17 protein-coding genes and 1 pseudogene are annotated in these 24645 nt (G+C 72.8%); 5 read left to right on the top strand and 13 right to left on the bottom strand.

All coding sequences use genetic code 11. The features are described from left to right. Nucleotides 1-273: 273 nt before the first annotated feature. Nucleotides 274-1536 carry a thioester domain-containing protein gene (locus tag ACSIH6_RS21250; RefSeq protein WP_435110059.1) on the top strand — a complete coding sequence of 421 codons (1263 nt, stop codon included), beginning with the start codon at nt 274-276 and terminating at the stop codon, nt 1534-1536. A gap of 267 nt (nt 1537-1803) precedes the next feature. Here ACSIH6_RS21250 and gatA read toward each other — a convergent pair whose 3' ends face one another. The 7 genes from gatA to mnmA form a co-directional block, all read right to left on the bottom strand. Further along, nucleotides 1804-3303, bottom strand: coding sequence for an Asp-tRNA(Asn)/Glu-tRNA(Gln) amidotransferase subunit GatA (gatA, locus tag ACSIH6_RS21245; protein WP_435110058.1), 1500 nt, complete (start codon nt 3301-3303; stop codon nt 1804-1806). A 2-nt stretch (nt 3304-3305) separates the two neighbouring features. After that, entirely contained in the window at nt 3306-3605 is a 300-nt protein-coding gene (gene gatC / locus ACSIH6_RS21240) for an Asp-tRNA(Asn)/Glu-tRNA(Gln) amidotransferase subunit GatC (protein ID WP_017566322.1), read from the bottom strand. A gap of 146 nt (nt 3606-3751) precedes the next feature. Next, nucleotides 3752-5800: a putative bifunctional diguanylate cyclase/phosphodiesterase gene (locus ACSIH6_RS21235; protein ID WP_435110057.1), complete on the bottom strand. Its 2049-nt coding sequence runs from the start codon at nt 5798-5800 to the stop codon at nt 3752-3754. Nucleotides 5801-6109: 309 nt separating this feature from the next. After that, nucleotides 6110-8509 (bottom strand): NAD-dependent DNA ligase LigA, encoded by a 2400-nt coding sequence (ligA, locus tag ACSIH6_RS21230; protein ID WP_435110056.1) that lies wholly within the window; start codon nt 8507-8509, stop codon nt 6110-6112. Between the two features lie 40 nt (nt 8510-8549). Next, nucleotides 8550-9593 carry a methionine synthase gene (locus ACSIH6_RS21225; protein WP_435110055.1) on the bottom strand — a complete coding sequence of 348 codons (1044 nt, stop codon included), beginning with the start codon at nt 9591-9593 and terminating at the stop codon, nt 8550-8552. Between the two features lie 58 nt (nt 9594-9651). After that, nucleotides 9652-10260 carry a DedA family protein gene (locus tag ACSIH6_RS21220; RefSeq protein ID WP_435110054.1) on the bottom strand — a complete coding sequence of 203 codons (609 nt, stop codon included), beginning with the start codon at nt 10258-10260 and terminating at the stop codon, nt 9652-9654. A 213-nt stretch (nt 10261-10473) separates the two neighbouring features. Continuing rightward, on the bottom strand, nt 10474-11562 hold the full coding sequence (gene mnmA / locus ACSIH6_RS21215) for a tRNA 2-thiouridine(34) synthase MnmA (RefSeq protein ID WP_435110053.1): 1089 nt from the start codon (nt 11560-11562) through the stop codon (nt 10474-10476). 208 nt (nt 11563-11770) lie between these two features. Between mnmA and ACSIH6_RS21210 the strand changes: the two genes are divergently transcribed. Both ACSIH6_RS21210 and ACSIH6_RS21205 read left to right on the top strand, forming a co-directional pair. Then, on the top strand, nt 11771-12937 hold the full coding sequence (locus ACSIH6_RS21210) for a DUF695 domain-containing protein (RefSeq protein WP_435110052.1): 1167 nt from the start codon (nt 11771-11773) through the stop codon (nt 12935-12937). 274 nt (nt 12938-13211) lie between these two features. Beyond that, entirely contained in the window at nt 13212-14066 is an 855-nt protein-coding gene (locus tag ACSIH6_RS21205; protein WP_435110051.1) for a hypothetical protein, read from the top strand. Between the two features lie 123 nt (nt 14067-14189). On the opposite strand, the gene ACSIH6_RS21200 is transcribed toward ACSIH6_RS21205, so the two are convergent. Beyond that, nucleotides 14190-15236, bottom strand: coding sequence for an STM4015 family protein (locus tag ACSIH6_RS21200; RefSeq protein ID WP_435110050.1), 1047 nt, complete (start codon nt 15234-15236; stop codon nt 14190-14192). 171 nt (nt 15237-15407) lie between these two features. Then, complete coding sequence (locus tag ACSIH6_RS21195) at nt 15408-16031, bottom strand: DUF5956 family protein (RefSeq protein ID WP_435110049.1); 624 nt, start codon at nt 16029-16031, stop codon at nt 15408-15410. 355 nt (nt 16032-16386) lie between these two features. On the opposite strand from ACSIH6_RS21195, the gene ACSIH6_RS21190 reads away from it, so the two are divergent. Continuing rightward, nucleotides 16387-18114 (top strand): hypothetical protein, encoded by a 1728-nt coding sequence (locus ACSIH6_RS21190; RefSeq protein WP_435110048.1) that lies wholly within the window; start codon nt 16387-16389, stop codon nt 18112-18114. A 195-nt stretch (nt 18115-18309) separates the two neighbouring features. Here the strand turns inward: ACSIH6_RS21190 and ACSIH6_RS21185 are convergent, their stop codons facing one another. Then, nucleotides 18310-20493: an NB-ARC domain-containing protein gene (locus ACSIH6_RS21185; protein WP_435110047.1), complete on the bottom strand. Its 2184-nt coding sequence runs from the start codon at nt 20491-20493 to the stop codon at nt 18310-18312. A 254-nt stretch (nt 20494-20747) separates the two neighbouring features. Then, nucleotides 20748-20975, bottom strand: coding sequence for a hypothetical protein (locus tag ACSIH6_RS21180; RefSeq protein ID WP_435110046.1), 228 nt, complete (start codon nt 20973-20975; stop codon nt 20748-20750). A 400-nt stretch (nt 20976-21375) separates the two neighbouring features. Between ACSIH6_RS21180 and ACSIH6_RS21175 the strand changes: the two genes are divergently transcribed. Continuing rightward, the gene (locus ACSIH6_RS21175) at nt 21376-22854 is read left to right on the top strand and encodes a hypothetical protein (RefSeq protein ID WP_435110045.1); all 1479 of its coding nucleotides are present in this window, start codon (nt 21376-21378) and stop codon (nt 22852-22854) included. 48 nt (nt 22855-22902) lie between these two features. On the opposite strand, the gene ACSIH6_RS21170 is transcribed toward ACSIH6_RS21175, so the two are convergent. Both ACSIH6_RS21170 and ACSIH6_RS21165 read right to left on the bottom strand, forming a co-directional pair. After that, entirely contained in the window at nt 22903-23877 is a 975-nt protein-coding gene (locus tag ACSIH6_RS21170; protein ID WP_435110044.1) for an STM4015 family protein, read from the bottom strand. Between the two features lie 153 nt (nt 23878-24030). Further along, a pseudogene (locus ACSIH6_RS21165) lies at nt 24031-24645 on the bottom strand (STM4015 family protein); the annotation flags it as partial.

The raw sequence follows: 24645 nt of genomic DNA, 5'->3' as shown, positions 1-24645 counted from the left end.
GACACGGGGTTGGAGGGGACAGGACATATCGCTAATATCGGACGGGCGCTAACAGCTTTCCGCTGTGGCCCGGGCTCGGGTCCGGGCCCGTCCCCGCAACCGACCGCGCCGGAGAGGTCCCCTCGGCCGGACGGTCCCCCGCCCCTTCCGTGGCACTCCGCACACCGCTGTTGACCTGGCCACCCCCGACAGCCGACCGCCACCGTCCGCCGCACGGCGAACGGTCATGGCGAACGGCTCGGTTGGCACCGTGACATCCCCACAGGAAAAGACGTGACGTACGTGTCCCTCCCCCAATCCATCGGGCGCGCGACTCTCGCCGCCTCCGCCGCCGCGCTCCTCGCCTTCGGGCTCGCCGCCCCGGCCTCCGCCGACCCCGTGGAGACCTACGAGGGCTCCGTCCGCGCCCAGTACCCCGCCACCGCCGCGTCCGGCGCGGACGTACGGGTCGACCGTGAGCAGGGCGGTGAGATCAAGACCGAGATGGAGAGCACGAGCCTCTTCGACCTCCGTCTGGAGGACGGCACCGTCCTCACCGCCTACTGCATCGACCTTGAGACCAAGATCAAGGACAACGCCTGGTACCTGGAGGACGACTGGGCGAACTACCCGGGCAAGGGCGACTTCGCAGAGCCGGGCAAGGTGCACTGGATCCTCCAGAACAGCTACCCGACCATCAGCGCCGCCCAGCTCGCCGAGAACGCGGGGCTGAACCGGGGTAACGCCCGCCACTTCGGTGACGAGCAGGCGATCGCCGCCACCCAGGCGGCCATCTGGCACTTCAGCAACGGTTCCGATGTGACCGCGAACGACCCGAACGGCGTCAAGGCGGTCTACGACTACCTGGTGGACGAGGCCGTGGAGCTGGAGCAGGAGCCCGAGCCCACGCTCAGCATCACCCCGAGCGAGGCCTCCGGCAGCCCTGGCGAGACGATCGGTGAGTTCCTCGTCGAGACCAGCGACGAGGACGGCATCGAGGTCAGCGTCCAGGCCCCCGAGGGTGTCGAGGTCGAGCTGATCAACCTGGAGACCGGCCAGCCCGTCAGCAGGGTCAACAACGGTGACACCGTCGGCATGGCCGTTCCGGAGGGCGCGGCGGAGGGCACCGCCTCCTTCTCCCTGGAGACCACGGCCACCGTGCAGTCCGGCCGCCTGTTCAAGGGCGAGGAGGAGCACCAGCCGACCCAGACCCTGATCACCGCCGAGGACAGCGAGGTCACCGTTTCCGCCTCGGCCTCGGTCGACTGGACCGGCGGCGGCGAGACGCCTCCCCCCACCGACGAGCCCAGCGAGGAGCCCTCCGAGGAGCCGAGCGAGCCCGAGAGCCCGGAGCCGACCCCGAGCGACGAGCCCTCCGAGCCCGCTGACAAGCCGTCCGAGCCCGCCGACGACCAGAACGAGCCGACCCTGCCGGTGACCGGTGGCGCGCTCGCTGGCCTGGTCGCCGCCGGTGTGGCCGCGCTCGGCGCGGGCGGCGGCGCCCTCTACCTGAGCCGCAGGCGCAAGGCCGCCAACAGCCAGGACCTGGAGGGTTAGTTCCCCTCCGGCCGCCGTGGGGCGGCCGTGACCGTGGGCCCGTCCCGGAACAGTTCCGGGGCGGGCCCACGGCGTTGGCGCCCACGGCAACCGCCGGAGCGGGCGAGGGCAGCACGAAGCCAGGAGACCTTGGGGACCCCCCGATATCCACGTTAGAGCCGCGCGCAGAGGCCGCACCAGACCCGGTTCAGGCCTGTGGACAAAGCGCCCGCCGTCCCTCCCCGGGGACGGCGGGCGCTCGGATGCCGCTGTCGCGGCCGCTGGCTCCTAGCGGGCGACCGCGTAGGGGCTGCGGGCCAGCAGGTCGCCGTCGCGCTCGGTCAGCGCGCGCTCGACCGCCGCCGCGACCCGGTAGGTGCGGTCGTCGGCCAAGGCCGGGGCCATGATCTGGAAGCCGACGGGCAGGCCGTCCTCCGGGGCCAGGCCGCACGGCACCGACAGCGACGCGTTCCCGGCCAGGTTGGACGGGATCGTGCACAGGTCGGCCAGGTACATGGCCATCGGGTCCTCGGAGCGCTCGCCGATCGGGAACGCCGTGGTCGGCGTAGTCGGCGAGACCAGCACGTCCACGTTCTCGAACGCGGCGTCGAAGTCGCGCTTGATCAGCGTGCGCACCTGCTGGGCGCTGCCGTAGTAGGCGTCGTAGTAGCCGCTCGACAGGGCGTAGGTGCCCAGCATGATGCGGCGCTTGACCTCGGGGCCGAAGCCCTGGGCCCTGGTCAGCGACATGACCTCCTCGGCGCTGCGCGTGCCGTCGTCGCCCACCCGCAGGCCGTAGCGCATGGCGTCGAAGCGGGCGAGGTTGGACGAGCACTCGCTGGGCGCGATGAGGTAGTACGCCGACAGGGCGGCGTCGAAGCTCGGGCAGGAGAGCTCCACGATCTTCGCGCCGAGGGACTCCAGCAGCTCCAGCGTCTCGTGGAAGCGCTGGCGCACGCCCGGCTGGAAGCCGTCGCTGTCCAGCTCGCTGACCACGCCCACGCGCAGTCCGTCGACGTCGCCCAGGCGGGCGGCGTCCACGACCGGCGGGACCGGGGCGTCGATGGAGGTGGAGTCACGCGGGTCGTGCCCGGAGAAGGCCTCGTGGAGCAGGGCGGCGTCGAGCACGTTGCGCGCGAACGGGCCCGGGGTGTCCAGGGAGGAGGCGAAGGCGATCATCCCGTAGCGGGAGGCGCCGCCGTAGGTGGGCTTGGCGCCGACCAGACCGCACACGGCGGCGGGCTGGCGGATGGAACCGCCGGTGTCGGTGCCGGTGGCCAGGGGCGCCTCGAACGCGGCCACGGCCGCGGAGGAGCCGCCGGAGGAGCCGCCCGGGATGCGGTCGGTGTCCCACGGGTTGCGGGTGACCTGGTAGGCGGAGTTCTCCGTGGAGGATCCCATGGCGAACTCGTCCATGTTGGTCTTGCCCAAGATGACCAGCCCGGCCTCGCGCAGGCGCGCGGTGACGGTGGCGTCGTAGGGCGGCTGCCAGCCCTCGAGAATCTTCGAGGCGGCGGTGGTGGGCATGTCCTTGGTGGTGAACACGTCCTTGTGGGCGACCGGGACACCGGCGAGCGGGCCCAGCTCCTCACCGGCGGCTCGGCGGGCGTCCACCGCGCGGGCCTGCTCCAGCGCGGTCTCGCGGCGCACGTGCAGGAAGGCGTTGATCTCGCCGTCCACGGACTCGATCCGGTCCAGGTAGGCGGTGGTGGCCTCCTCCGAGGACACCCTTCCCTCCCGGATGGCCTCGCCGAGTCCGGCGGCGGTCAGGCTGATGACGTCGCTCACCACTACTCACCCTCTCCGAGGATCCGCGGAACCCGGAAGCGCTGGTTCTCCACCGCCGGGGCGCCGGCCAGCGCCTGGTCGTGGGCGAGGCCGGGCCTGGCCTCGTCGGGGCGGTAGACGTTGGTCAGCGGCAGGGCGTGCGAGCTGGGCGGGATGTCGCCCTGGGCGACCTCCTGCACCTTGGCCACGGCGGTCAGGATGTCACCGAGCTGGGCGGCGAGCGTGTCGAGCTCGCTCTCGTCGAGCGCCAGCCGCGACAACCGGGCGAGGTGCGCGACCTCATCGCGGGTGATGGCGGTCATGGAATGCGAACCGTTTCTTCGGCGGAAGGACTATCGGGACCAATCCTATGGCTCCGGTGCCGGTCCCGGCGCCGGTCGGTCCGCGAACGCCGGGCGGCCGGGCGGCACGGGTTCCACGGGGCCCGCGCCGCTCGGCGGCTCCCCGGTCAGACGCGGGTGCCCGCCGCGGTCCCGCCGTCGTGGGCGGCGACCCAGTCGACGACCTCCCGCGCGGTCAGCGGCGCGGAGAAGTGGTGGCCCTGGGCGGCGTGGCAGCCGGTGTCGCGGGCGGCGCGGGCGAGCTCGGCGTTCTGGACGCCCTCGGCGGTGGCGCGCATGCCCAGCGCCTTGACCAGGGCGATGGCGGCGCGGACGACGGTGTGGCCGTTGTCGGACCGGTCCACCAGGCGGGCGGTGAAGGACTCGTGGATCTTGACCTCGTCCAGGGGCAGCCCGGCGAGCTGGGCGAGGGTGAAGTGGCCGGTGCCGAAGTCGTCCAGGGACAGGCCGACGCCGAGGTCGCGCAGGCGGCGGACGGCCGCGGTGGCGGCGTCGGTGTCGGTGATCAGCGCGTGCTCGCCGATCTCCAGGACCAGCCGGTCGGCCGGTACGCCGTGCTCGCGCAGCGCGGAGGCGACGGTGGCGGGCAGCGCGGGGTCGAGCAGTTCGCGCACGCCGAGGTTGACGGCGACGGGCAGGTCGAGGCCCTCGGCGTGCCAGCGGGCCGCGCGGGCCAGGGTGATGTCCAGGACCTGGCCGGTGAAGGCGCGCAGCAGGTTGGACTGCTCCACGACCGGCATGAACTCCTCGGGGGCGAGCAGTCCGCGGCTGGGGTGGCGCCAGCGGGCCAGGGCCTCCAGGCCGATGGGGCGTTCGTCGCCCAGGTCGACCTTGGGCTGGTAGTGCATCTCCAGGGCGCCCTCGGACAGGCCCCGGCGCAGTTCGGTGTACAGGCTGAGCCGGGCGGTGGAGTTGCGGTCCTTGCCGGGGTCGTAGGACTCCACGCCGGTGCGGTCGGCCTTGGCGACGTACATGGCCACGTCGGCGCGCTGCATGAGGAGCGCGAAGTCGGGCGCGTCGTGGGGGTGCAGGGCGATGCCGATGCTGGCCTGGAGGTCGAAGTCCATGCCGTCCAGGCGGACCGGTTCGGCGAGGGCGCCGCGCAGCCGGAAGGCCACCTCGCACGCGGAGGCGCTGTCGCGGACCTGGGGCAGCAGGACGGCGAACTCGTCCCCGCCCAGGCGGGAGACGAGGTCTCCGGGGCGGACGCTGTGGGTGAGCCTGCGCGCGACGGTCTGGAGGAGGCGGTCGCCGGTGGGGTGGCCCAGGGTGTCGTTGACCTCCTTGAACCGGTCGAGGTCGAGCAGGAGCAGGCCGACGCTGCCGCCGCGCTGCTGGGCGTGGGCGATCTCCTCGTGGGCGCGGAGGGTGAGGAGCTTGCGGTTGGCCAGGCCGGTGAGCTCGTCGTGGTTGGCCTGGTGGTCGCGTTTGACCGACAGCATGGCGCTCGTGTAGAGCGCGCCGAGCGGGAGGGCGAACAGCGGGACGTAGAGCACCGAGTGGGTCGCGGCCACGACCACGAGCGGGGCGAGGCTGAGCAGAACGCCGTTGACGTGCACCTGCTGGGCCAGGCCCTTGGACATGACCTGCCGGAGGGGGACGCGTTCGTGCATGGCCACCGCGCACAGGACCAGGACACGGTTGACCGCGAAGTAGCCCGCCCCGGCGAGGGCGACGGCCAGGAGCTCGCCCGCGGCGGGCAGCCACGTGCCCTGGACGGCTCCGGGCAGTAGGAGGCGCAGGACGGCGTCGGCGACGCCGAGCGAGAGCGTGTACTGGGCGGCGTTGAAGGCGATGCGGTGGGGGGCGTGGCCGCGCGCGAACCCGGAGACCGCGGTGGCGGCGACCTGGGCCAGGGCGGCCACGGGCAGGCCGTGGAGGATGACGAGGGCGAGGGAGAAGGGCAGCGAGGTGGGCACGCCGTCACCGGGTGCCTGGCCCGGGAGGGAGAGGGGGCGCAGTTCGCCGAGGACGATCATGCACAGCAGAACCCAGATGAGCGGTTCGACGGCGAGCGCGCGCAGCTCGCCCGTCCCCAGCCCGAGGCCGGAGACGACCAGCAGGACCGCCCCGGCGGCCGTGGCGCCCAGCATGTACAGCCAGAGCGGTGTCCCGACCCGGGGACCGATGTCCCGTGTGCTGTTGGGATCCTTCATGCCTGGTCCTTGTGAGGGGGCCGCGGAGTACGGCGGCGCCGGACGGTGCCGCCGCTCCTGCTCGGGGTTCCCAGCACCCGGCCACCCCTCATGACCGAATCCTGGTTTTGGATACACCCGCATCCTGTGCGTTACCGTCCACCTTACGTGGTTTCGTCACCAACTGTCGCTTGCCAGGAACTATCAGTTAACCAAGGCGGGGCCGCGTGTGGTGAGAGATCCCCAAAAAGGTATGCGGGTCCGACACGGCCGCGGGCCCGGTACGCCCCGGGTCCCGCGGCCGTGGTCAGCGGTTGCGGTCCGCCTTCCTCAGGTGTCGCCCCTGACAGCCTCCGCCGTCTCGGTATCGGCGGCGGTTTCGGCTGCTCGCGTTTCGGCTGTTCCGGAGACGGCGTCCGCCTCGGGCCCAGTCCCGGCCCCGGCCTCGGTCTCGGCCTCGGGCCCGGTGGTCCCTGGGGCGTCCTCGACCCCGAGCTCCTCGGGCGCGGGGTTGATGCGCTTGACCGCGGCCGCGTCGGGACCGGCCTCCAGCAGGACGCGGAAGCCCTCCTCGTCCAGGACCGGCACCCCCAGTTTGACGGCCTTGTCGTACTTGGAGCCGGGGCTGTCGCCGACCACCACGAACCCGGTCTTCTTGGACACCGACGCCGTGGCCCGGCCGCCGCGCTCGGCGATCGCCTCCTTGGCCCCGTCGCGGCTGAAGCCCTCCAGGGACCCGGTCACCACGACGGTGACCCCCTCCAGGTGGCGTGGCCTGGACCCGTCGTCCTCGTCCTCCATGCGCACCCCGGCGTCGGCCCACTTGCGGACGATCTCGGCGTGCCAGTCCACCGCGAACCACTCGCGGATGGAGGCGGCGATGGTCGGGCCGACGCCGTCGACCGACGCCAGCTCCTCCTCGCTGGCCGCGCGGATGGCGTCCATGGAGCGGAAGTGGCGGGCCAGGTCCTCGGCCGCCCGCGGGCCCACGTGCCGGATGGACAGCGCCACCAGCACCCGCCACAGCGGCTTGGACCTGGCCTCCTCCAGCTGCTCGAAGAGCTTCTCGACCGTCTTCTTGGGCTCGCCCTTCTTGTTGGCGAAGAAGGACACCACCTTGGGTTCGCCGGTCTTGGGATCGGTCTTGGGCTCGGTGGTGTCGGGGTCGAGCACGTGGGTGCGGATGGGCAGCAGCATGTCGACGGTGAGGTCGAACAGGTCGCCCTCGTCGCGCATCGGCGGCTGGGCGGGCTCCAGCGGCTGGGTGAGTGCGGTGGCGGCCACGTAGCCCAACGCCTCGATGTCCAGGGCCTTGCGGCTGGCCACGAAGAACAGGCGCTCGCGCAGCTGGCCGGGGCAGGAACGGGCGTTGGGGCAGCGCAGGTCGACGTCGCCCTCCTTCTGCTGGCCGAGCGTGGTCCCGCACTCGGGGCAGGTCTCGGGCATGGCGAAGGCCCGCTCGGTGCCGTCGCGGCGGTCGAGCACCGGGGCGACGATCTCGGGGATGACGTCGCCCGCCTTGCGCAGCACGACGGTGTCGCCGATGAGGACGCCCTTGCGCTCGACCTCGCGCGCGTTGTGCAGGGTGGCGAACTCGACCTCGGAACCGGCCACGACCACCGGCTCCATGACGCCGTAGGGGGTGACGCGCCCGGTGCGGCCCACGCCCACCTTGATGTCGAGCAGGCGGGTGGTGACCTCCTCGGGCGGGTACTTGTAGGCGATCGCCCAGCGCGGGACGCGGCTGGTGGAGCCCAGGCGCCGCTGGAGGGCGAAATCGTCGACCTTGATGACGATGCCGTCGATCTCGTAGGCGGGCTCGTGGCGGTGGGCCGCGTAGTACCCCACGTACTCGCGGACCTCGTCCATGGTGGTGACGACCCGGTAGCGGTCGCTGAGCGGCAGCCCCCACTCCCCCAACAGCCGGTAGGCCTGCGACTGGCTGGTGAAGGCCACGTCCCCGCCGCCGTCCCGCACCCCGTTCCCGCCGCTTTCACTTCCCCCGGCGGGAACATAGGCGCCCACGCCGTGCACGATCATCGACAGCGGCCGGGTGGCGGTGACGCGGGGGTCCTTCTGGCGCAGCGACCCGGCGGCGGCGTTGCGGGGGTTGGCGAAGGGGGTGTGCTCGCCCGAGGCGGTGATGCGCTCGTTGAGTTTTCCGAAGTCCTCCACCGGCAGGAAGACCTCGCCGCGCACCTCCAGCAGCTCGGGCGCGGGGCGCACGCTCTCGTCCAGGCGCTCGGGGACGACCCCGATGGTGCGCACGTTGAGGGTGATGTCCTCGCCGACGCGGCCGTCGCCGCGGGTGGCGGCGCGCACGAGGCGGCCCCGCTCGTACACCAGGTCCACGGCCAGGCCGTCGATCTTGAGCTCGCACAGGTAGCCGTTGACGGGCACCTCCGCGCTGGCCCGGTCGGCCCAGGCGTTGAGCTCGTCGACGTCGAAGGCGTTGCCCAGGCTCTCCATACGCACCAGGTGTTCGACCGCGGCGAAGTCGACGCTGATGGGCGCGCCGACCTTCTGCGTGGGCGAGTCCTGGGTGGCCAGGGCGGGGTAGGAGTCCTCGATGCCGACCAGCTCGCGCATGAGGGCGTCGTACTCGGCGTCGGAGACCACCGGTGTGCCCAGGTAGTACCGGTAACTGTGGTCGTCCAGTTCCTGGCACAGCTCGGTGTGCCGGGCGCGAACCTCGTCGGGGATGTCGGTGGTGGTGTCGGGCGCGCTCACTCGGTACCTTTCTCGCTCTCGTGCTCGCCTGCTGCGGGCGCTACCTTCGGGGTTCGTCCCGCAGGACCCGGGCACCGGCGCGGGAGGCGCTCAGGGCCGCCCTCGCGTGGCCGGGCGAAGCGCCCGCCAGCCCGCACGTGGGCGTGGTGACCACCGCGCGGGAGAGCAGGTCGGGGGAGAATCCCAGCCGGTTCCACAACTCGCGAACAGGATCGACAGTAGCGGCGGGGTCCGACATTCGTGCGGCCCGCGCGGGCGCGGCGTCGTCGGTGGAGGGGACCACGCCGAGCAGGAGTCCGGTGCCCGCCTCCACGGCCGTGCCGACCGTCTCGTCGTGGTCGCGGGTGAGGAGGAGGGCGTTGACGCTCAGCGCCCGGGCGCCGCTGCGGCGCAACAGGTCGACGGGGACGCCGGGGGCGCAGCAGTGCGCGGCGGGGACGGCCCCGGTGTCGGCGATCGCGGTGAAGAGGACGCGCAGAACGGCCTCGACGCGCACCCGGTCGACGGCGGGCAGACGGCCGTAGCCGCTGGCGGTGGGCAGGGCGCCCAGCAGGACCGCGGGCAGGGAGGGCTCGTCGACCTGGACGAGGAGCCGGGCGCCGGGGACCCGCCTGCGGACCTCGGCCAGGTGCGCCAGGACGCCCTCCAGATGGGACTCGGCCAGGTCGCGGCAGGCCCCCGGGTCGGAGACCAGGCGCTGCCCGTTGCGCAGCTCGACCGACGCCGCCAGGGTCCACGGCCCGGCGACCTGCACCTTGAGGGTGCCGGTGAAGCCGTGGGCGTGCTCGGTGAGGGCGTCGAGGTCGTAGGACATGAGGCTGGCCGCGCGGCCCAGGTCGCGCCCGGGGCTGTCGGCGACCCGCCAGCCGCTGGGCTGGACCTCCATGGGGAACTCCACCAGGAGGCCGCCGGTGCGGCCGACCATGTCGGCGCCGACGCCGCGCGCGGGCAGCTCGGGCAGGTGCGGCAGGTCGGGGAGTTCGCCGAGGACGGTGCGCATCGCCTCGTCGGGGTCCTCTCCCGGCCAGGACCCGACCCCGGTGGAGGACGCGGCGGGCCAGGGGTAGGGGTGCTGTTCGCTCACATCGCCCAAGGTTAGGGCAACGAGGGGCGGGGGGCGCTACCGGCGGGACACGCCGACGCTAACCCGCGGAGGCGCGGCGGGAGTCGGCGGCACCGTCGTTCCCGGGCGTGTCGGCGCCGTCCTCGGCGGCGCTCCTGCCCTCGGCTGCGCCGGAGGCCCCCTCAGCGGGGCCCCCTGACTCCTCGGAGGCTCCGTCGGGGGTGCGGGAGCGGCGGGATCGCAGCACCATCGCGGCCACGACCGCCGCGGCCAGCGCGGCCACGCCGAGGGCCGCCCACGGCGAGTCCAGGAACAGGGAGAACCAGGTGCCCACCAGGCCGCCGATGACCACGCCCCACAGGCCCGCCCAGATCAGCGAGCCGACGAACATCGCGGCGAGGTAGCGAGGGAAGCGCATGCGCATGGCGCCCGCGGCGAGGTTGACGGCGGTCTGCACGCCGACGGTGCAAAAGCTCAGGGTGACCACGGGCGCGCCGTAGCGGTCGATGCGCCGCCGGGCGGCGTCCAGCCGAGGGCCGAGTCTGGCGCCCATCCGGCTGCGGGTCACCCCGGCGCCCAGGCCGCGGCCGATCCAGTACGTGGCCTGGGCACGGCACAGGACCACGCCGAGCAGCGTGAAGTAGACGATCCAGAACGGCTGGCCGTCGAGGAAATCGAACTCCGGCATGGGCAGGCCCCCTCACCTCGCCCCGCAACTATGCTATGCCTTACCTAAGTTCGGCAAGGGATCGCGGGCAACGAACCAGGTGGGACGTCCCACTCCGGCCGTCGCCGCGGTCCCGGACGGTCGTCCCGGACCGCCCCTCGGAGCGCCCCCGGAAGGCCGTCCCCGGGTCACCGCACCGGCCCCCGCCCCCGGGCCGCCGAGCCGGGCGGTCCGTCAGACCGCGGCCCCGGTCCTGGAGGTGGCGGAGATCGTGGCCGACCCCAGCACCGTGTCGCTCTGGTAGACCACCACGGCCTGCCCGGTGGCCACGCCGGTGGCGGGCTCGGCCAGCCGGACGATCAGCTCGGGACCCCCGTCACCCTCGCGCTGCCACACGCTCGCCGGGTAGACCTCCCCGTGGGCGCGCAGTTGCACGTGGCAGTCGGTCGGCTCGGTCAGGGGCTCGCTGCCGCTCCACACGGGGCGCACGCCCGTGATGGCGTCCACCCGCAGGGACGCCCGCGGCCCCACCGTGACGGAGTTGTCGACCGGCTCGATGGACAGCACGTACCGCGGGTGGGCGGCGCCGCCCAGGCCCAGGCCCTTGCGCTGGCCCACGGTGAAGGTGTGCGAGCCGTTGTGCGTGCCCACCACCGTGCCGTCCTCGTCCCGGATCGGCCCCGGCCGCTCGCCGATGCGCCGGTTGAGGAAGCCCGCCGTGTCACCGTCGGCGATGAAGCAGATGTCGTGGCTGTCGGGCTTGTCCGCCACCGACAGGCCGCGCCGCTCGGCCTCCGCGCGCACCTCGTCCTTGGTGCAGTCCCCCAGCGGGAACACCGCGTGCTCCAGCTGCTCGGCGTTGAGCACGCCCAGCACGTAGGACTGGTCCTTGGCCGCGTCCACGCTGCGCACCAGGCGCCCGTCGACCTTGCGGACGTGGTGTCCGGTGGCCACGGCGTCGAAGCCCAGGGCGACGGCCCGGTCCAGCACCGCCTCGAACTTGATCTTCTCGTTGCAGCGCAGACAGGGATTGGGGGTGTTGCCCGCCTCGTACTCGGCCACGAAGTCCTGCACGACCTCGCGGTCGAACTCCTCCGACATGTCCCACACGTAGAAGGGGATGCCGATGACGTCGGCGGCCCGCCGCGCGTCGTGGGAGTCCTCCACGGTGCAGCAGCCGCGCGCGCCCGTGCGGTAGGACTGCGGATTCTTGGAGAGCGCCAGGTGGACACCGGTGACGTCGTGGCCGGCCTCGGCCACACGGGCCGCGGCGACCGCGGAGTCGACCCCGCCCGACATGGCGGCGAGTACACGCAAAGTCATAGTGGGTCCAGGGTATGCGCTCGTGGGGGACAGGAAATCCCCGGCTGGGGGACGGGAACACGCGCTGGGGTACGGGGAGATCCGGCCGGTGCGCGGCAGCGCCCGGCACGGGGACTCGGCTGCCGCCCCCGGGACGGGGAGCCGTCCGATGGGCGGTACCCCGGCCGCGACGGCGAGTGTGGTCGTCCGCTTCTGCGAAAATCGGGACATGGCTCTGTTCCGTCGTCGCCGCTCCGCCGACTCCACCTCCTCAGTCACCGCCTTCTGGGACGCCTGGCCCGCCGAACGCGAGGCCCTGGCCAGCGCGGTCGAGTCGGACCAGCCCGTGCCCGCCGAGGTGTCCGAGCGCGTCACCGCGCTGGTCCGCTCGATCCACCCGGACATGGAGTGGGAGGTGGGCCGCGCCCCGAAGCCGAGCAGCGGTCTGGAGGACCTCGACCTGTCGGCCGACGTGGACCCGGGCAAGCTCCTGGAGCAGCTGGCCGCCCTGGACGACCCGTCCCGGCTGACCGACGGCCCCGCCTACGCCCTGACGCTGCGCCCCGGCGGCTCGGAGGAGGCGCGCATCCTGTCCGAGCGCTGGGCGCGCTCGGCCCCCGAGGACTCCCGGTGGCTGTTCCAGCCGGTGCGGCCCGCCGACCACGACCAGCTGTCCACCACCGTCAACCTGGACGACCACGAGCTCGACCTGTCGCACGTGTCGGTGTCCATGCGGGTCGACCACGCGACCGGCAAGATCGAGGTGGGCGTGTACCACCCCGACAACATGTTCCTGCCCGAGAGCACGCGCGCGGCCGTGGCCGAGCACGTCACCCTGCTGGCGCTGGGCGAGGACGACCGGGTGCGGTGGATCGGCGAGACGGCGCCGCTGGACGAGCCGCCGCTGGACCCGCTGCCGCCCACGTCGATGCCCGCCGTGGTGCGGCAGATGGCGGACATGCTCGGCGGTTCGGGCGGCTGGGCGACGCTGCACGGGCGCATCCCCCTCCAGGGCGCTGTGGAGATCCTGCTCCGCCACCCGCTGACCCGCCGCGACTTCCCGGCGTTCACGCTGTTCGTGCAGGTGGTCGTGCCGTACACGCACACGGACGAGGACAAGCTGCCCACCGGCGCCTCCGCTTCGGCGCTGGACGACCTGGAGGCCCGGATCTCGGGTGTGCTGGGGGGCAACGGCGCACTGTTCATGCGCCAGACCGTGGGCGGCAGGCGCGACTACCGCTACTACCTGGACCCGGACTCGGGTGTGCTGCCCGAGTTCGAGGCCGTGCTGACGGACTGGTCCGAGGGGGAGGTCAAGCTGCGCAGCCAGCTCGACCCGTCCTGGGCGCAGTTCAACGCCGCGCGCAGGCCGTTCCGCCGCCAACTGGGCGAGTAGGGCGCAGCGGGGGAATCGGCCGGGGCGGCGGTTCACCGCCGCGAGGGGAACGGATCACCGGTTCTTGGTCCGCCGCCGACTCCGGGGCCGTCGGGGTCAAGCCGAAATCCCGCTTTGCACACCTGGCTCCCAAGACACAACAGGCGTAACGTGTCATTCCCGCCGGGAGGATGATGCGGCCTTGGACGGTGTGCTGCCACGAGCACCCTCGGGCCGGCCTCGGGTCGCCGCGGTCGGCGCGATCCTCTCCCTGTGCCTGGTGGGGGCTCCGCTGATGTCCCTGTTCCCCGTGGGTGTCTGGGACACCGCCCGCGCCCTGACGATGAGCGGCGCGGGCCAGGGGGTGCTACTACTCGCGCCGGTGGTCGCCGGGGTCATCCTGCTCATGTTCTGGCTGGGGTCCCAGTGGCTGGAGAGGTCCGGCGTGAACCACCCCTCCGCGTCGGCCGCGCTGGTGACGGCCACCGCCATGGCCACGCCCGTGGTCGTCACGTTCCTGGCCCCGGAGGTCATGCCGCTGCCCTGGGGGACGACCGCCAACACCGCCTTCCTGTCCGGGGCCGTCGCGACGCTGGGCATGGGCGCGTCGATGCTGGTGGACCGGCCGTCCGACCGCTGGCGGCCGGGGGTGCTGCCCGCAGTGGCGGTGGTCGCCGGTCTGCTCGCGGCGTTGCCCGCCGTGGGCGACGCGGTGCTCGCGCGGGCGGCCGACGAGCGTTCGCGCGCGCAGATCATGTCCTTCGAGCAGACCATCGCGGTGCTGGACCACCCGGGCTGGTCACTGACCCAGGTGCACGAGGTGGAAGGCGGCCTGCGCCTGACCTACCGCGACGAGGACGGGGCGCCGTTGCACGTGCTGACCTGGGACGGAACTCGTTCGGCCAACGCCGCGCTGCGCGCGGGCTGCGGTTTCCCCGGCACGTGGTGCCGCGACCTTGGGGAGGAGGCGGTGGTCGTGCACCACTCCGACGGCCACCCGAGCGAGCTGCGCACACACCTCGACGACGGCACGGTGGCGGGCCTGCGCCCCGAGCCGGGCACGCCCACCGACCTGGTCGGGGTGTCCCGGGCGCTGCGCCCCGAGGAGCCCGGTGAGCGCAGCGCCCTGGTGGAGGCCGTCACCGCGTGAGGTGGCGTGCCCGTTCCCGCCGTGCGCGCCGGGAGCGGGGCTCCGGAGGTCAGGGGTCCGCCACGATCCTGCGGCCCGCCCCCGTGCGCGCGGAGAGCGGCGTCCGGCCACCCCGCTGCCCGGCTACTCGGCCGCCGCGGTGTAGTACTTCCAGTAGCCCTCGGCGTTCTCCCCGTATCCGGGGAAGTAGCTGGGCTCCAGCCGTTCGGACAGGTCGACCTCGACCCCGCTCCCGGCGAACGCGGCCCGCACGCGCTCCTCCATCTCCTCGCTGAGGTAGTGGTGGTGCAGGTCGAGCCCGCGCAGACCGGCGAAGGCGTCGGCGCGGTCGAGGAGCGCCTGACCGCCCTTGTCGGTGAGGACGCCCAGGGACAGGTCCAGGACCTCCACACGTTCGGTGACGGGCGCCTCGGCCAGTACCGGGATCCACTCGTCCACCTTCTCGGCGTTGCGCACCCCCAGGTAACGCAGCCCGGAAAACGCCTCACCCGAGAGCACCGGCGCCAGATCCTCGGGGGATGTGTCTCCGTAGTAGTCCTTCATCCCCAGCCACAGCTCCAGGTGCTCCAGCGCGGGCAGACCCGAGGACGCCACCCCGCGTGCGACCTGACCGGGCAGGCCGCCGCTCCGGACGGTGAGCGAACGCAGGCAGGTGTGCGAGGGCACGCGCAGACCGAGGACGCCGCCCAGGACGCTGGCGGCACCCTTCACGGTCAGCTCCTCCAGACGGGGGAAGGCGGCCAGTAGCGGCGCCATGTCGGGCTGGTTGATCCAGGAGAGCTCGCACTCGTCGACGGAGATGTCGCCGACGAAGACCGAGCGCAGGTTCGGCAGCGCGTCGGCGTGCTCGACCAGCAGGTCCACGGCCTCGTACAGGCCTCCTTCGCCGGAATCGAACCAGTCGCCGATGATCAGCGCCCTCACCTGCCCGGCGTCCACCTCGGCCAGGAAGCGGGCGAAGTACGCGGCCTCCTCGCCCTCGTCTCCGTCCGAGTCCTCGCCCCCCATCCGTAGCCGCCAGGCGGCGGAGGCGGCGGACGGGTCACCGGCGGACTCCTGGATCCGCCGAAACTCCCGGCGCCACCCCTCCCACCCCTCCCGTATCTCCTTGTCCTCGTCGAAGGGGAACTCGACCACGGGCAGGCCCGCGAACTCGGTGAGATCGGCCATGGGGGCTCTCTTTCCGGGGAGGTGGGGATGGTTTCCCCATGCCTAGCAGTCCCGGGCGACAGACAGGCACGCTCGGAGCCGTCACCTGGGGCGGGCCCCGCGCGACCGCTCGCACCCCGCCGTCCCGTGTTTCGCTCCGCCGCGCCGCGCACGACCGCCCCCGCGCCCCCGTCAGGGTCCGTCGAGCGAGTCCGGGGGCGCGGACCGGCAGGGGTCCCCGTACAGGCGCCGGGCCAGGCCCCTCATGGCCCCGCGCATCCCCGGCGGGTCCTGCTCGTCCGAGCCCACCGACGCCAGGTGCGACGAGAACGAGCCGAAGAGGTGGTCGCCGTCGCGGATCCCCTCGGGCAGTTCGGCGAACCACCGGTACCCGCACGGCTGGTGCGGCACCCCGGCCTCCGTCAGGAAGTCGTCGATGTCGCTGTCGACGCCCGCCCGGTCCGTGCGGGTCCTCTCCTCCCACCGCCGGACGCGCCTGCCACCGCTCTCGCAGGTCACGTGCACCGGGGAGGGCGTCCGCGGCTCCGGGCACCGGACGGCGTGCTCGGGGCCGATAGCCCAGGCGACAAGGGCGTGCCAGCCGGTTTCGGGAACCTCGACGAACGCCCTTCCGCGGAGTTCGGGGTGTTCGCCGGTGTCCGCCTCGTGCGGGGGCCGGGGAAGGACGGGGTACTCCGACCACGAGCGTCCGCTCAGGTCCTTCCGACGCCCGCCCACGTGGAAGTGGACCAGCTCCGCCTTGGTCTCCTCCCACGCCCTGGAGGCCCGGCGGTCGTCTTCACGCCCGTCGCTCATGGACAGCACCCTTTCCCGGGATCTCGGGAGTCGTCTCGCCCGTTTGTACCGCGCGGTGGAAGCACGGAACCAGGGGCGAAGGACCGGCCGCGTGGCCGGGAGCGGCCACGCCCGCGGAGGGCCTCCCCCTGCGGGACAGGAGCCCGCTCCCCCGAGGCGGAGCGGCCATGTGCGTGGAGTCGGCCATGTGCGTGGAGACCGTCCACGGCACGGGCGGGCAGAGCCCCGTTTCCCCGAGGCGGAGAAGCCGCGCGCGGGGACCGGCCACGACCCGGGCGGAAACGGACCACGGGCACGGAGGCGAAGCCGCCCACTACCCTGGTGGCACAGATCCCGGCGGTCGTAGGGACAACTGTTGACCGACTCCCCGTACGTACAAGCCAACTCCGGCGGCGAGGCTCCGCGCTGGCGGACCTTCGACGGGCCCGTCGTGCTGGCCCTCGCCCGCACGTTCACCTCCGCCGTACGGGTCCTGGAGAGCCTCACCCTGTTCCGCGGCGACACCCGCGTGCTGTTCGTGTTCGCCTACGACGGCACCTCCGCGTTCAACGCCGGGACCGAGCGGCTGCTCGCCGAGCACCAGGTGTGCCTGGTCCCCTGGGAGTCGCGCCTGGAGGTCGAGCCCGCGCTGGTGCTCACCGCCACCGAGAACGCCGACCTCACCGGCTTCTCCTGCCCCGTGGTCGTGCTGCCGCACGGCGTCGGGTTCCAGAAGTACGTCCCCGACCACCGCAGCGGCGAGGTCCGCCTGTCCGGGGTGCCCCGGCCCGAGTTCCACGACGCCGACAACGTCCATCTCGTCCTGTCCCACCCGGCCCAGCGCGAACAGCTGCGGGCCGCGCGCGTCCCGCTCGCCGAACACGCCGTGGTCGTCGGCGACCCCGCACGCGACCGCCTCCTGGCCGGGCGGCGCATGCGCGACCGCTACCGGGAGCACATGGGCGTGCGGCCGGACCAGAGGCTCGTGGTCGCGACCTCCACCTGGGGCCCCGAAGGGCTGATCGGCAGCCGTCCCCTGCTCCCCGGCTCCCTCCTGGGCGCGCTCCCCCACGACGGCTACCGGGTCGCGGCCGTGCTGCACCCCAACGTGTGGTTCGCGCACAGCCCCTGGCAGGTGCGGCACATGCTCGCCGACGCGCTGGACGCGGGCCTGCTGCTCATCCCGCCGCACTCCGGGTGGGGCGCGGCCATGGTCGCGGCCGACTGCGTGGTCGGCGACCACGGCAGCGTCACCCTGTACGGCGCGGCCATGGACCACCCCGTGCTGCTGGCCGCGATGGGCTCGGAGTCCGTGCCCGGCACGGCGGTGTCGGAGCTGGCCCGGACCGCCGCCCGGCTGGCCCCGGAGGACCTGCGCCGCCAGGTGGAGACTGCCATCGACGGCCACCGCCCCGGTCTGCACAGCGAGGCCGCCGACCTCGCCTTCGCCCACCCGGGGCAGGGCTGGCGGCGTCTGACGGAGCTGCTGTACGGCCTGCTGGGGCTGGAACCGCGTCCGTCGGACCGGGTCGGGGAGGACACCGGGCGGAGCCTCCCCCCGCCCGTGGCGGACCCGGCGACCGGTACGCCGCGGTCGTTCGAGGTGCACGGACGGCTGGAGGGTCCTCAGGAGGTGTCCCTCGAACGCTTCCCCGCGGCGTCGCGCACGGTCCCCGACCCACCGCACGGGACCTTCCGCCACCTGTGCGCCTACGAGACCGAGGAGCGCGACGCGCTGGCCAACTCGGCGTCGGTGGTGTGCCGCGACGCTCCCCCCGGCGAGGCGGACCACGGCGCGGCGTCCGCCGACTCCTGGGCCGCGCGGACGCTGAGGGCCTACCCGGGCGCTCTGGCGGTCGCCTGCGCGACCAGCCTGGGCACCCTCCTCGTGGTGCGCGACGGGCGCCGGTTCCTGGTCCGGTCCCGGCCGCCGCTTCCGCCCGCCCTGGCCGCGGGTGCGGTGTACACGTTCCTGCGCTCGTCCGCGCAGGTCCCCGACCATGTCAAGGTCTGGGTCGGCTCGGTGCCCAAGGAGTGCGCGGTCGAGTCCCTGCCGCCGTCCGGCCCCCCGGACCCCGGCCCAGGGCGATCCGGCCCAAGGTGATCCCGCCCGGAGCGTCCACCCTTAGGTGCTGAGTACGACCTGGCCGGAAATGTTGCTGGTGCAACGCAGGGGTTCTAACCTGCGATGATCTTGTACTTATAGCGCGGTTGGGCGCTCGAACCTCGCTATAGGTACAAGATCACGGCGGACAGGGCAGGGTGCGCCCGGATCAAGAACCTCCTGGCGGACGCGTCCTCAGGGGGATCCGGTCCCGCCGCCCTCCGCCAGCCTCGCCGCGATCTCCCTGGCCCGGGGGCTGCCCAGCCCTTCGAGGAGCCGCCCGGCCGCCGCGAGGTGGGTACGGGCGTCACCGGTGGCGCCCAGGCCCTCCAGCACGTCGGCGAGGGCCTCATGGGCTTCGGCCTCGTAGTAACCCAGGTCCTCCCGGCCCGACTCCTGCGCCTTTTTCCTGAACTCGGCCACCGCTCCGGTGAGTTCGGCCACCGCCTCGCGGACGCGCCCCGCGGAGGCGTGGGCCAGCCCCAGGGCCGTCCGGGCCCGCGCGGCCATGCGGTCGTCCGCCCCCTCCGGCAGCGACAGCAGCCGCTCGCGCGCGTCGCGGATGTCGGCGACCGCGGCCTCGGCCTGCCCGGCCGCGGTACGGGCGCTCCCGCGGAAGAGGATCGCCAGAGCGACCCCGCGCACCGCCGACGGGCTGTCGCTGGCCTCGTTGTGGCGTACCGAGCGGTCGAAGGCCTCCACGGCGGCGGAGGGGTCGCTCCTTTCCAGGAAACGGGCGTGGAACTCCCAGACCGACCCCTTGAGCAGGTCGTCCGTGAGGTCCTCGGCCAGCTCGACCGCGCGGACGGACCGGGCGCGCGCGTCGTCCTCGCGCCCCAGGTCCAGCAGGGGCCGGGTGGTCAGCGAGCACAGGCGGGCCTCGGCGACGGTGTGGCCGAGCACGCGGGCGGCGTCGGCACCGGCCTCACCGGTGGCGGCCCAGTCGTGCAGGAAGCGCTGGTCCAGGTAGAGGGCGGTGGCCAGTTCCGCGAACCGCCAGGTGTGGTCGTGCAGGCCCAGGTCGGCGCAGCCCAGGACGACGGCCAGCAGGGTGGGGCGCTCCCTCAGCAGCCACTCGCGCGCGGACCCGGTTCCGTCGAAGGGGTCCCGCGCGCCCTCCAGCAGGGACTCCAGGTCGACCGCGCGCAGCCGCCCGCCGCGCGCGTGCCGCTCGGCGAAGCCCAGGACGACCATGTAGGCGTCGAGCATGCCCGTCAGCCGCAGCCGCCGGTCGGCTTCGCCTTCCTCGGCCTCGGCGCGTTCGCGCGCGTGGGTGCGGACGAGGTCGTGGCGAAAGCGCAGCCCGCCGCGGTCCTCCTCGACCAGGTTCGCCGTGATCAGCTCCCGCAGAGCGCCGTTGCCCGTGCCTCCGTCTCCCGTGCCCGCGTCCTCCGCACCGCCCACCGGCACCGCGTCGACCAGGGACCGGTCGAACCTGGGACCGGGCCACGTGCCCAGGGCCCGGTAGAGGGCGGCGGCCGGGGCGGGCAGGGCGTCGTAGGCGGTCTTGAAGAGCACGTCGAGGTTCCGTTCGTCGTCGCCGATGGCACGCAGTACCCCTCGGGCGCCCCCGATCCGGGCCGCCAGTGCCCTCGCGCTCCCGGGCCCTCCGCACTGGAGCTGACCGCCGACCAGGACCAGCGCCAGGGGCAGGCCGCCGCACACCTTGAGCAGCGTCCCCACCGCGTCGGGGTCCTCCTCGGACAGGGGGTGGTCGGTCCTGCGCTCCAGCAGCTCCAGGGAGGCGTCACGGCCGAGGGGGTCGAGGTCGCGGATCCGGGCGCCGGTGTCGATCGCCAGCTCGCCCAGTTCCGGGCCGTCCCTGGAGACCAGGACCAGGCTGCCGCGGCCCGAGGGGACCAGGGCGCGCACCTGCGCGGGTTCCCAGGCGCCCTCCACCAGGACCAGGAGCCGCCTGCCGCGTGTGCGGGTGCGGTACTCGCCGTGCCAGTCCCGTGGGTCCTCGGGCAACGCGCGCTTGTCGACGCCCAGGGCGCGCAGGAACTGGGCCAGCGCCGCGCCGCTGTCCTCCTGACGTCCGCGCGTGTAGGAGAAGGTCAGCTGGCCGCCGGTGAAGTAGGAGTCGGTGGCGTAGGCGATCTTGGCCAGGAGGGAGGTCTTGCCGATGCCCAGGGGACCCTGGTACACCACGACCTTGGGGGGCGCGTCCGGGTCCAGGAGGCCGCGCACCCAGTTCTGCGGTCCCTCGTGGTTGACGAAGTCCGCGGTCGGGGACTCCACCTGCATGGGGACCACGGGCGCGTCAGGGGAGACGACGATGCTCACGTCACCGTGGATGGTGTCCGCCTGGACGGTTTGCCCGTGGTTGTCCCGCTGGGAGTTACGCGTCTGGTGAGGCCCGGGGGTTTCGGCGCTCATACGTCTCCTGCGTGGGAAGGGTGACCGGCCTGCGGTCACCCTACACAGACGGGCTTGCGGGCGTTCCCCGTGACCGGATCCGGCCCGGGGCGCCGACCCCCGGAGGGGCTTTGGGGCCGGTGCGCGCCGACACGCGTGGAGCTCCGGCACACAGGAAGGCGCCCCCCGTCGGAACAGGGGGCGCCTTTCAGCACCGGGGTCAGGGAAGGGGCGGAGTCAACCGCCTCGGCTGGTGGAACCGCTTTCGCGGTGCCTCAGCCGTTTTCCTTCTTGATGCGCTCGATGAGCATCTTCTTGCCCTGCTCACCGGCCTTCTGGTTGTTCTCCTGGATCCGGCGGAACCACGTGGCGAGCTCGTCGTCGCCCTGTTTCTCGGCGTCCTTGATGTAGCCCTCCAGGCGCCAGACGTTCTCCAGCGACTGGTGGACGGCCCAGACCAGGTTGTAGTTCTTGTCCTTGAGCGGGCTCTCGGGCTCAGCCATGACAGCCTCCTCGGTGTCGTGTCTTTCCGCTGCCGGGATCCCACTGCCCAACCCGCCCGCGGGTACACACAGCGACGTGCTGCGGTACGCCTCCGGACGTCCTCCCACCGGGGCGGGAGCGGTCCGGCGCGCGACCAGCGGCACGTCCCGCACCGGGACCGGGGCGTACAGCGCGGGACGGAGACCCCCACCGGCGGACCGGAGTTCTCCTTCGGCCCCCGCTCCTGGCACTGACCCGCACCGCACCGGAGAACGCACGGGAACCTGGAAAAACCCGGAAAGGCGAGGAAAAGCCGCTGGGATTCTCACCCCCACTCCTTGAAGCTCCATTCCGGTTTGCCGGATTTGCACGGAGGGTAAGGTAAATTATCTTGTAGCCGCGCCAAAAAACGGGAAAAACATGCCGGAATCCCCTCGTCCGACCAGGCACATCAGCACTGGCGGATTCGGCCTCGCCCTGCTCTGCTTCTTCTTCCCCTTTCTGACGGTGTCCTGCTCAGGCGACTTCGGCGGCCAGCAAGCGGTCTACACCGGCTGGGACATGGTGTTCAACGGTCACCCCGACTTCTCCGGCACGAACGGGGAGCAACTGACGCGCGCCCAGCTCGACGACCTGCGCACGGGTTTCCTGTTCCTCCCGGTGCTCTCGGTGATCGCGATCCTGGTCGGCGCCGCCGCCGGACACTTCCAGACGCGGCGGAACGCGCTCGCGAGCCAGGTCACCGCGCTGTGCTGCGCTGTGGTGGCCTTCGTGTCGGTCATCGCGAACCAGATGGCCCTGCACGCGCGGGTGGCGGCCGACGCGCAGGAGCAAGGGCACGACCAGGGCGTGTTCAGCTCCGCGTACCGGATCGACAGCCACAACGAGACCGGCTACTGGTTGGTCCTGCTGGTCCTGGCCGTGGTCGCCCTCCTGAGCCTCGTCGAGTCGGTGGACACCAAGAGAAGGCAGGTCGAGGAGGAAGTGGCGTGGGCGGCCCAGCGGCGGCGTCGACCTCCCGTCAATCCCAGACCGCGTCAGGACGCGACGCCACCGCAGGGAGTACCGGTGGTTCCCATGCCGCCTCCTGCACCCGCCCCCGCCGCTCCCCCACCTGCCGCCGACCCGTATCAGGGCCCGACACCGCCATGGGGAGTACCGGCAGTTCCTCTGCCGTTTCCAGCCCCCGCCCCCACCCCGCCTATCACGGAGCCCGTTCCCCCTCCGGGCGGACACGGCACTCCCCCGGCGGACGAAGCGTCCCAGCAGACACCCGGGGCTCCTGATCCCTCCGTGCCTCCGGAGCAGGCGGCGCAGCACGGGGAGGCCTGGAAGGAGGCCTCTCCGGCCGTCCCGGGGGAACCCGCACCGGGCATGCCGTCTCCGGCGGAAGGGCACCCTGGCGTCCCCGTCCCCGGTCCTGGCTCCGATCTCGGTTCCGGTCCCAGCCACGATCCCGGGTCTGGTCCCACCAGTGGTCCTCCCGCCGCCGGTGCGGCCGAGCCCAGCTCTCAGCCTCCCGCCACCGGAGAACCGTCGGCGCTCCCTCCGGACCACGCGCCTCCCGGGCCGGGACCGGCGGAAGCGCCCTCCCTTCCGGACAAGCAGACGGCACCGGACGAGGAACTCTCTCCGGGAAAGGCCGCTGCGCCTTCCGAGGAGTCCGGGGAGTCCGGGGAGTCCGGGGAGAACGCACCCTCACGGCAGTGGGGAACAGCGGTCATGCCGCCTCCAGTGGTGGTTCCGCCTTCCGGTGCCGCCCCACCCGCGCAGGACGCCCAGGGGGTGCCGGAGACGGAAAAGGCCCAGGGAACGCAGGAGAGCGGGAAGACCGACCAGCCGGAGGAGGAGACCGGAGAGGACGACGACCGGGGCGGCCTCTTCGACGACCTGTGGTGAGGAGGAAGTCCCGACAGGCTCCTTCGATCGCTCTCCGGCCCGGTCCGGCTACTCGGCCGCCGCGGTGTAGTACCAGAGGCTCTCGGCGTACTCCTCCGGCTCCTGCCGGTCGGACAGGTCGACGTCGACCCCGAGCCCGTCGAACTCGTCGTACAAGCGCTCCTCCATCTCCTCGCTCAGGAAGTGGTGGTGCAGGTCGAGCCCGCGCAGACCGGCGAAGGCGTCAGCGTGTTCGAGGAGCACCTGACCGCCTTTGTCGGTGAGACAGCCCAGGGACAGGTCGAGCACCTCCACACGCTTGACGACAGGAGCCCCGGCCAGTACCGGGATCCACTCGTCCAGCTTCTGGGCGTTGCGCACCCCCAGGTAACGCAGCCGGGGGAACACCTCTCCCGAGAGCACCGGCGCCAGGTCCGCCGGGGAGGTGTCGCCGCCGTAGTCCTCCATCCCCAGCCACAGCTCCAGGTGCTCCAGAGCGGGCAGACCCGAGGACGCCACCTCGCGGGCGACGAAACCGGGCAGGCCGCCGCTCTGGAGGGTGAGGGAACGCAGCGCCTCGTGCGAGGGCACGTGCAGGTGGAGGGGGCCGTCTACGCCGTCGGCGCCCTTCGTGGTCAGCTCCTCCAGGCGGGGGAAGGCGGCCAGCAGCGGCGCCATGTCGCCCTGGGTGATCCAGGAGAGCTCGCACTCGTCGCCGGTGATGTCGCCGACGAAAACGGAACGCAGGTTCGGCAGCGACCCGGCGTGTGCGATCAGCGACTCCAAGAACCCTTCCGGGCCTCCGGCCATGGCTTCCCAGTCGCCGATGACCAGCGCCCGTACCTGCTCGGCGTCCACCAGGGACAGGAAACGGGCGACGTACTCCTCGATCACCTCGCCGTCGTACCGCAGCCGCCAGGCCGTGGAGGCGGGAGCGTGCGGGTCCCCGCCCTGTCTACGAATCTGCTCGATCCGTTCCTCCTCCGTGCCGCTGGCGGGGAACTCGACCACGGACAGACCCGCGAACTCGGTGAGTTCGGGCATAGGAAATCCCTTCGGAGGGGTGGGTATGTCCCCCATACCTAGCAGTCGCGGGCGACAGACGGAAACGGGCGGAGAGCGGTCGAGGCGCCTGGAGCCACTCCCGGCCGGGCTGGCCACCGGTGGCCATCCCGGCCCCGGCCGTGAGCGGTCCGGCTACTCGGACACCGCGGTGTAGTAGTAGAGCTCGTCCTCGTACTCGTCCTCGTCCTGGTCGGGCTCCAGCCGGTCGGACAGATCGATCTCGACCCCGGATCCGGCGAACGCGGCCCGCACACGCTCCTCCATCTCCTCACTCAGGAAGTGGTGGTGCAGGTCGAGTTCGCGCAGCCCGAAGAAGGCATCGGCCTGGTCCACGAGCACCTCGCCACCCCGGTCCGTGAAGATCCCCAACGACAGGTCGAGCACCTCCAGGTGCTTGACGACGGGCGCCTCGGCCAGCGCCATAACCCACCCGTCCGCCCCCTCGGCGTTGCGCACTCCCAGGTACCGCAGCCGGGGAAACGCCTCACCCGCGAGCACCGGCGCCAGGTCCTGCGGGTAGGTGTCGCCGCCGTAGTCCCACACCCCCAGCCACAGCTCCAGGTGCTCCAGCGCGGGCAGACCCGAGGACACCACCTCGCGCACGACCCGGCCGGGCAGGCCACCGCTCTGGAGGGTGAGGGAGCGCAGCGAGGCGTGCGAGGGCACGTGCAGCCCGAGCTGGCCCCGCTCACCGTCTGCACCCTTCACGGTCAGCTCCTCCAACCGGGGAAAGGCGGCCACGAACGG

The sequence above is a fragment of the Nocardiopsis synnemataformans genome (assembly GCF_965343085.1).
Classification (GTDB): Bacteria; Actinomycetota; Actinomycetes; order Streptosporangiales; family Streptosporangiaceae; genus Nocardiopsis; species Nocardiopsis alborubida.
The sequence above is the reverse complement of the archived record's forward strand: the minus strand, read 5'-3'. Positions and strand labels throughout refer to the sequence as shown.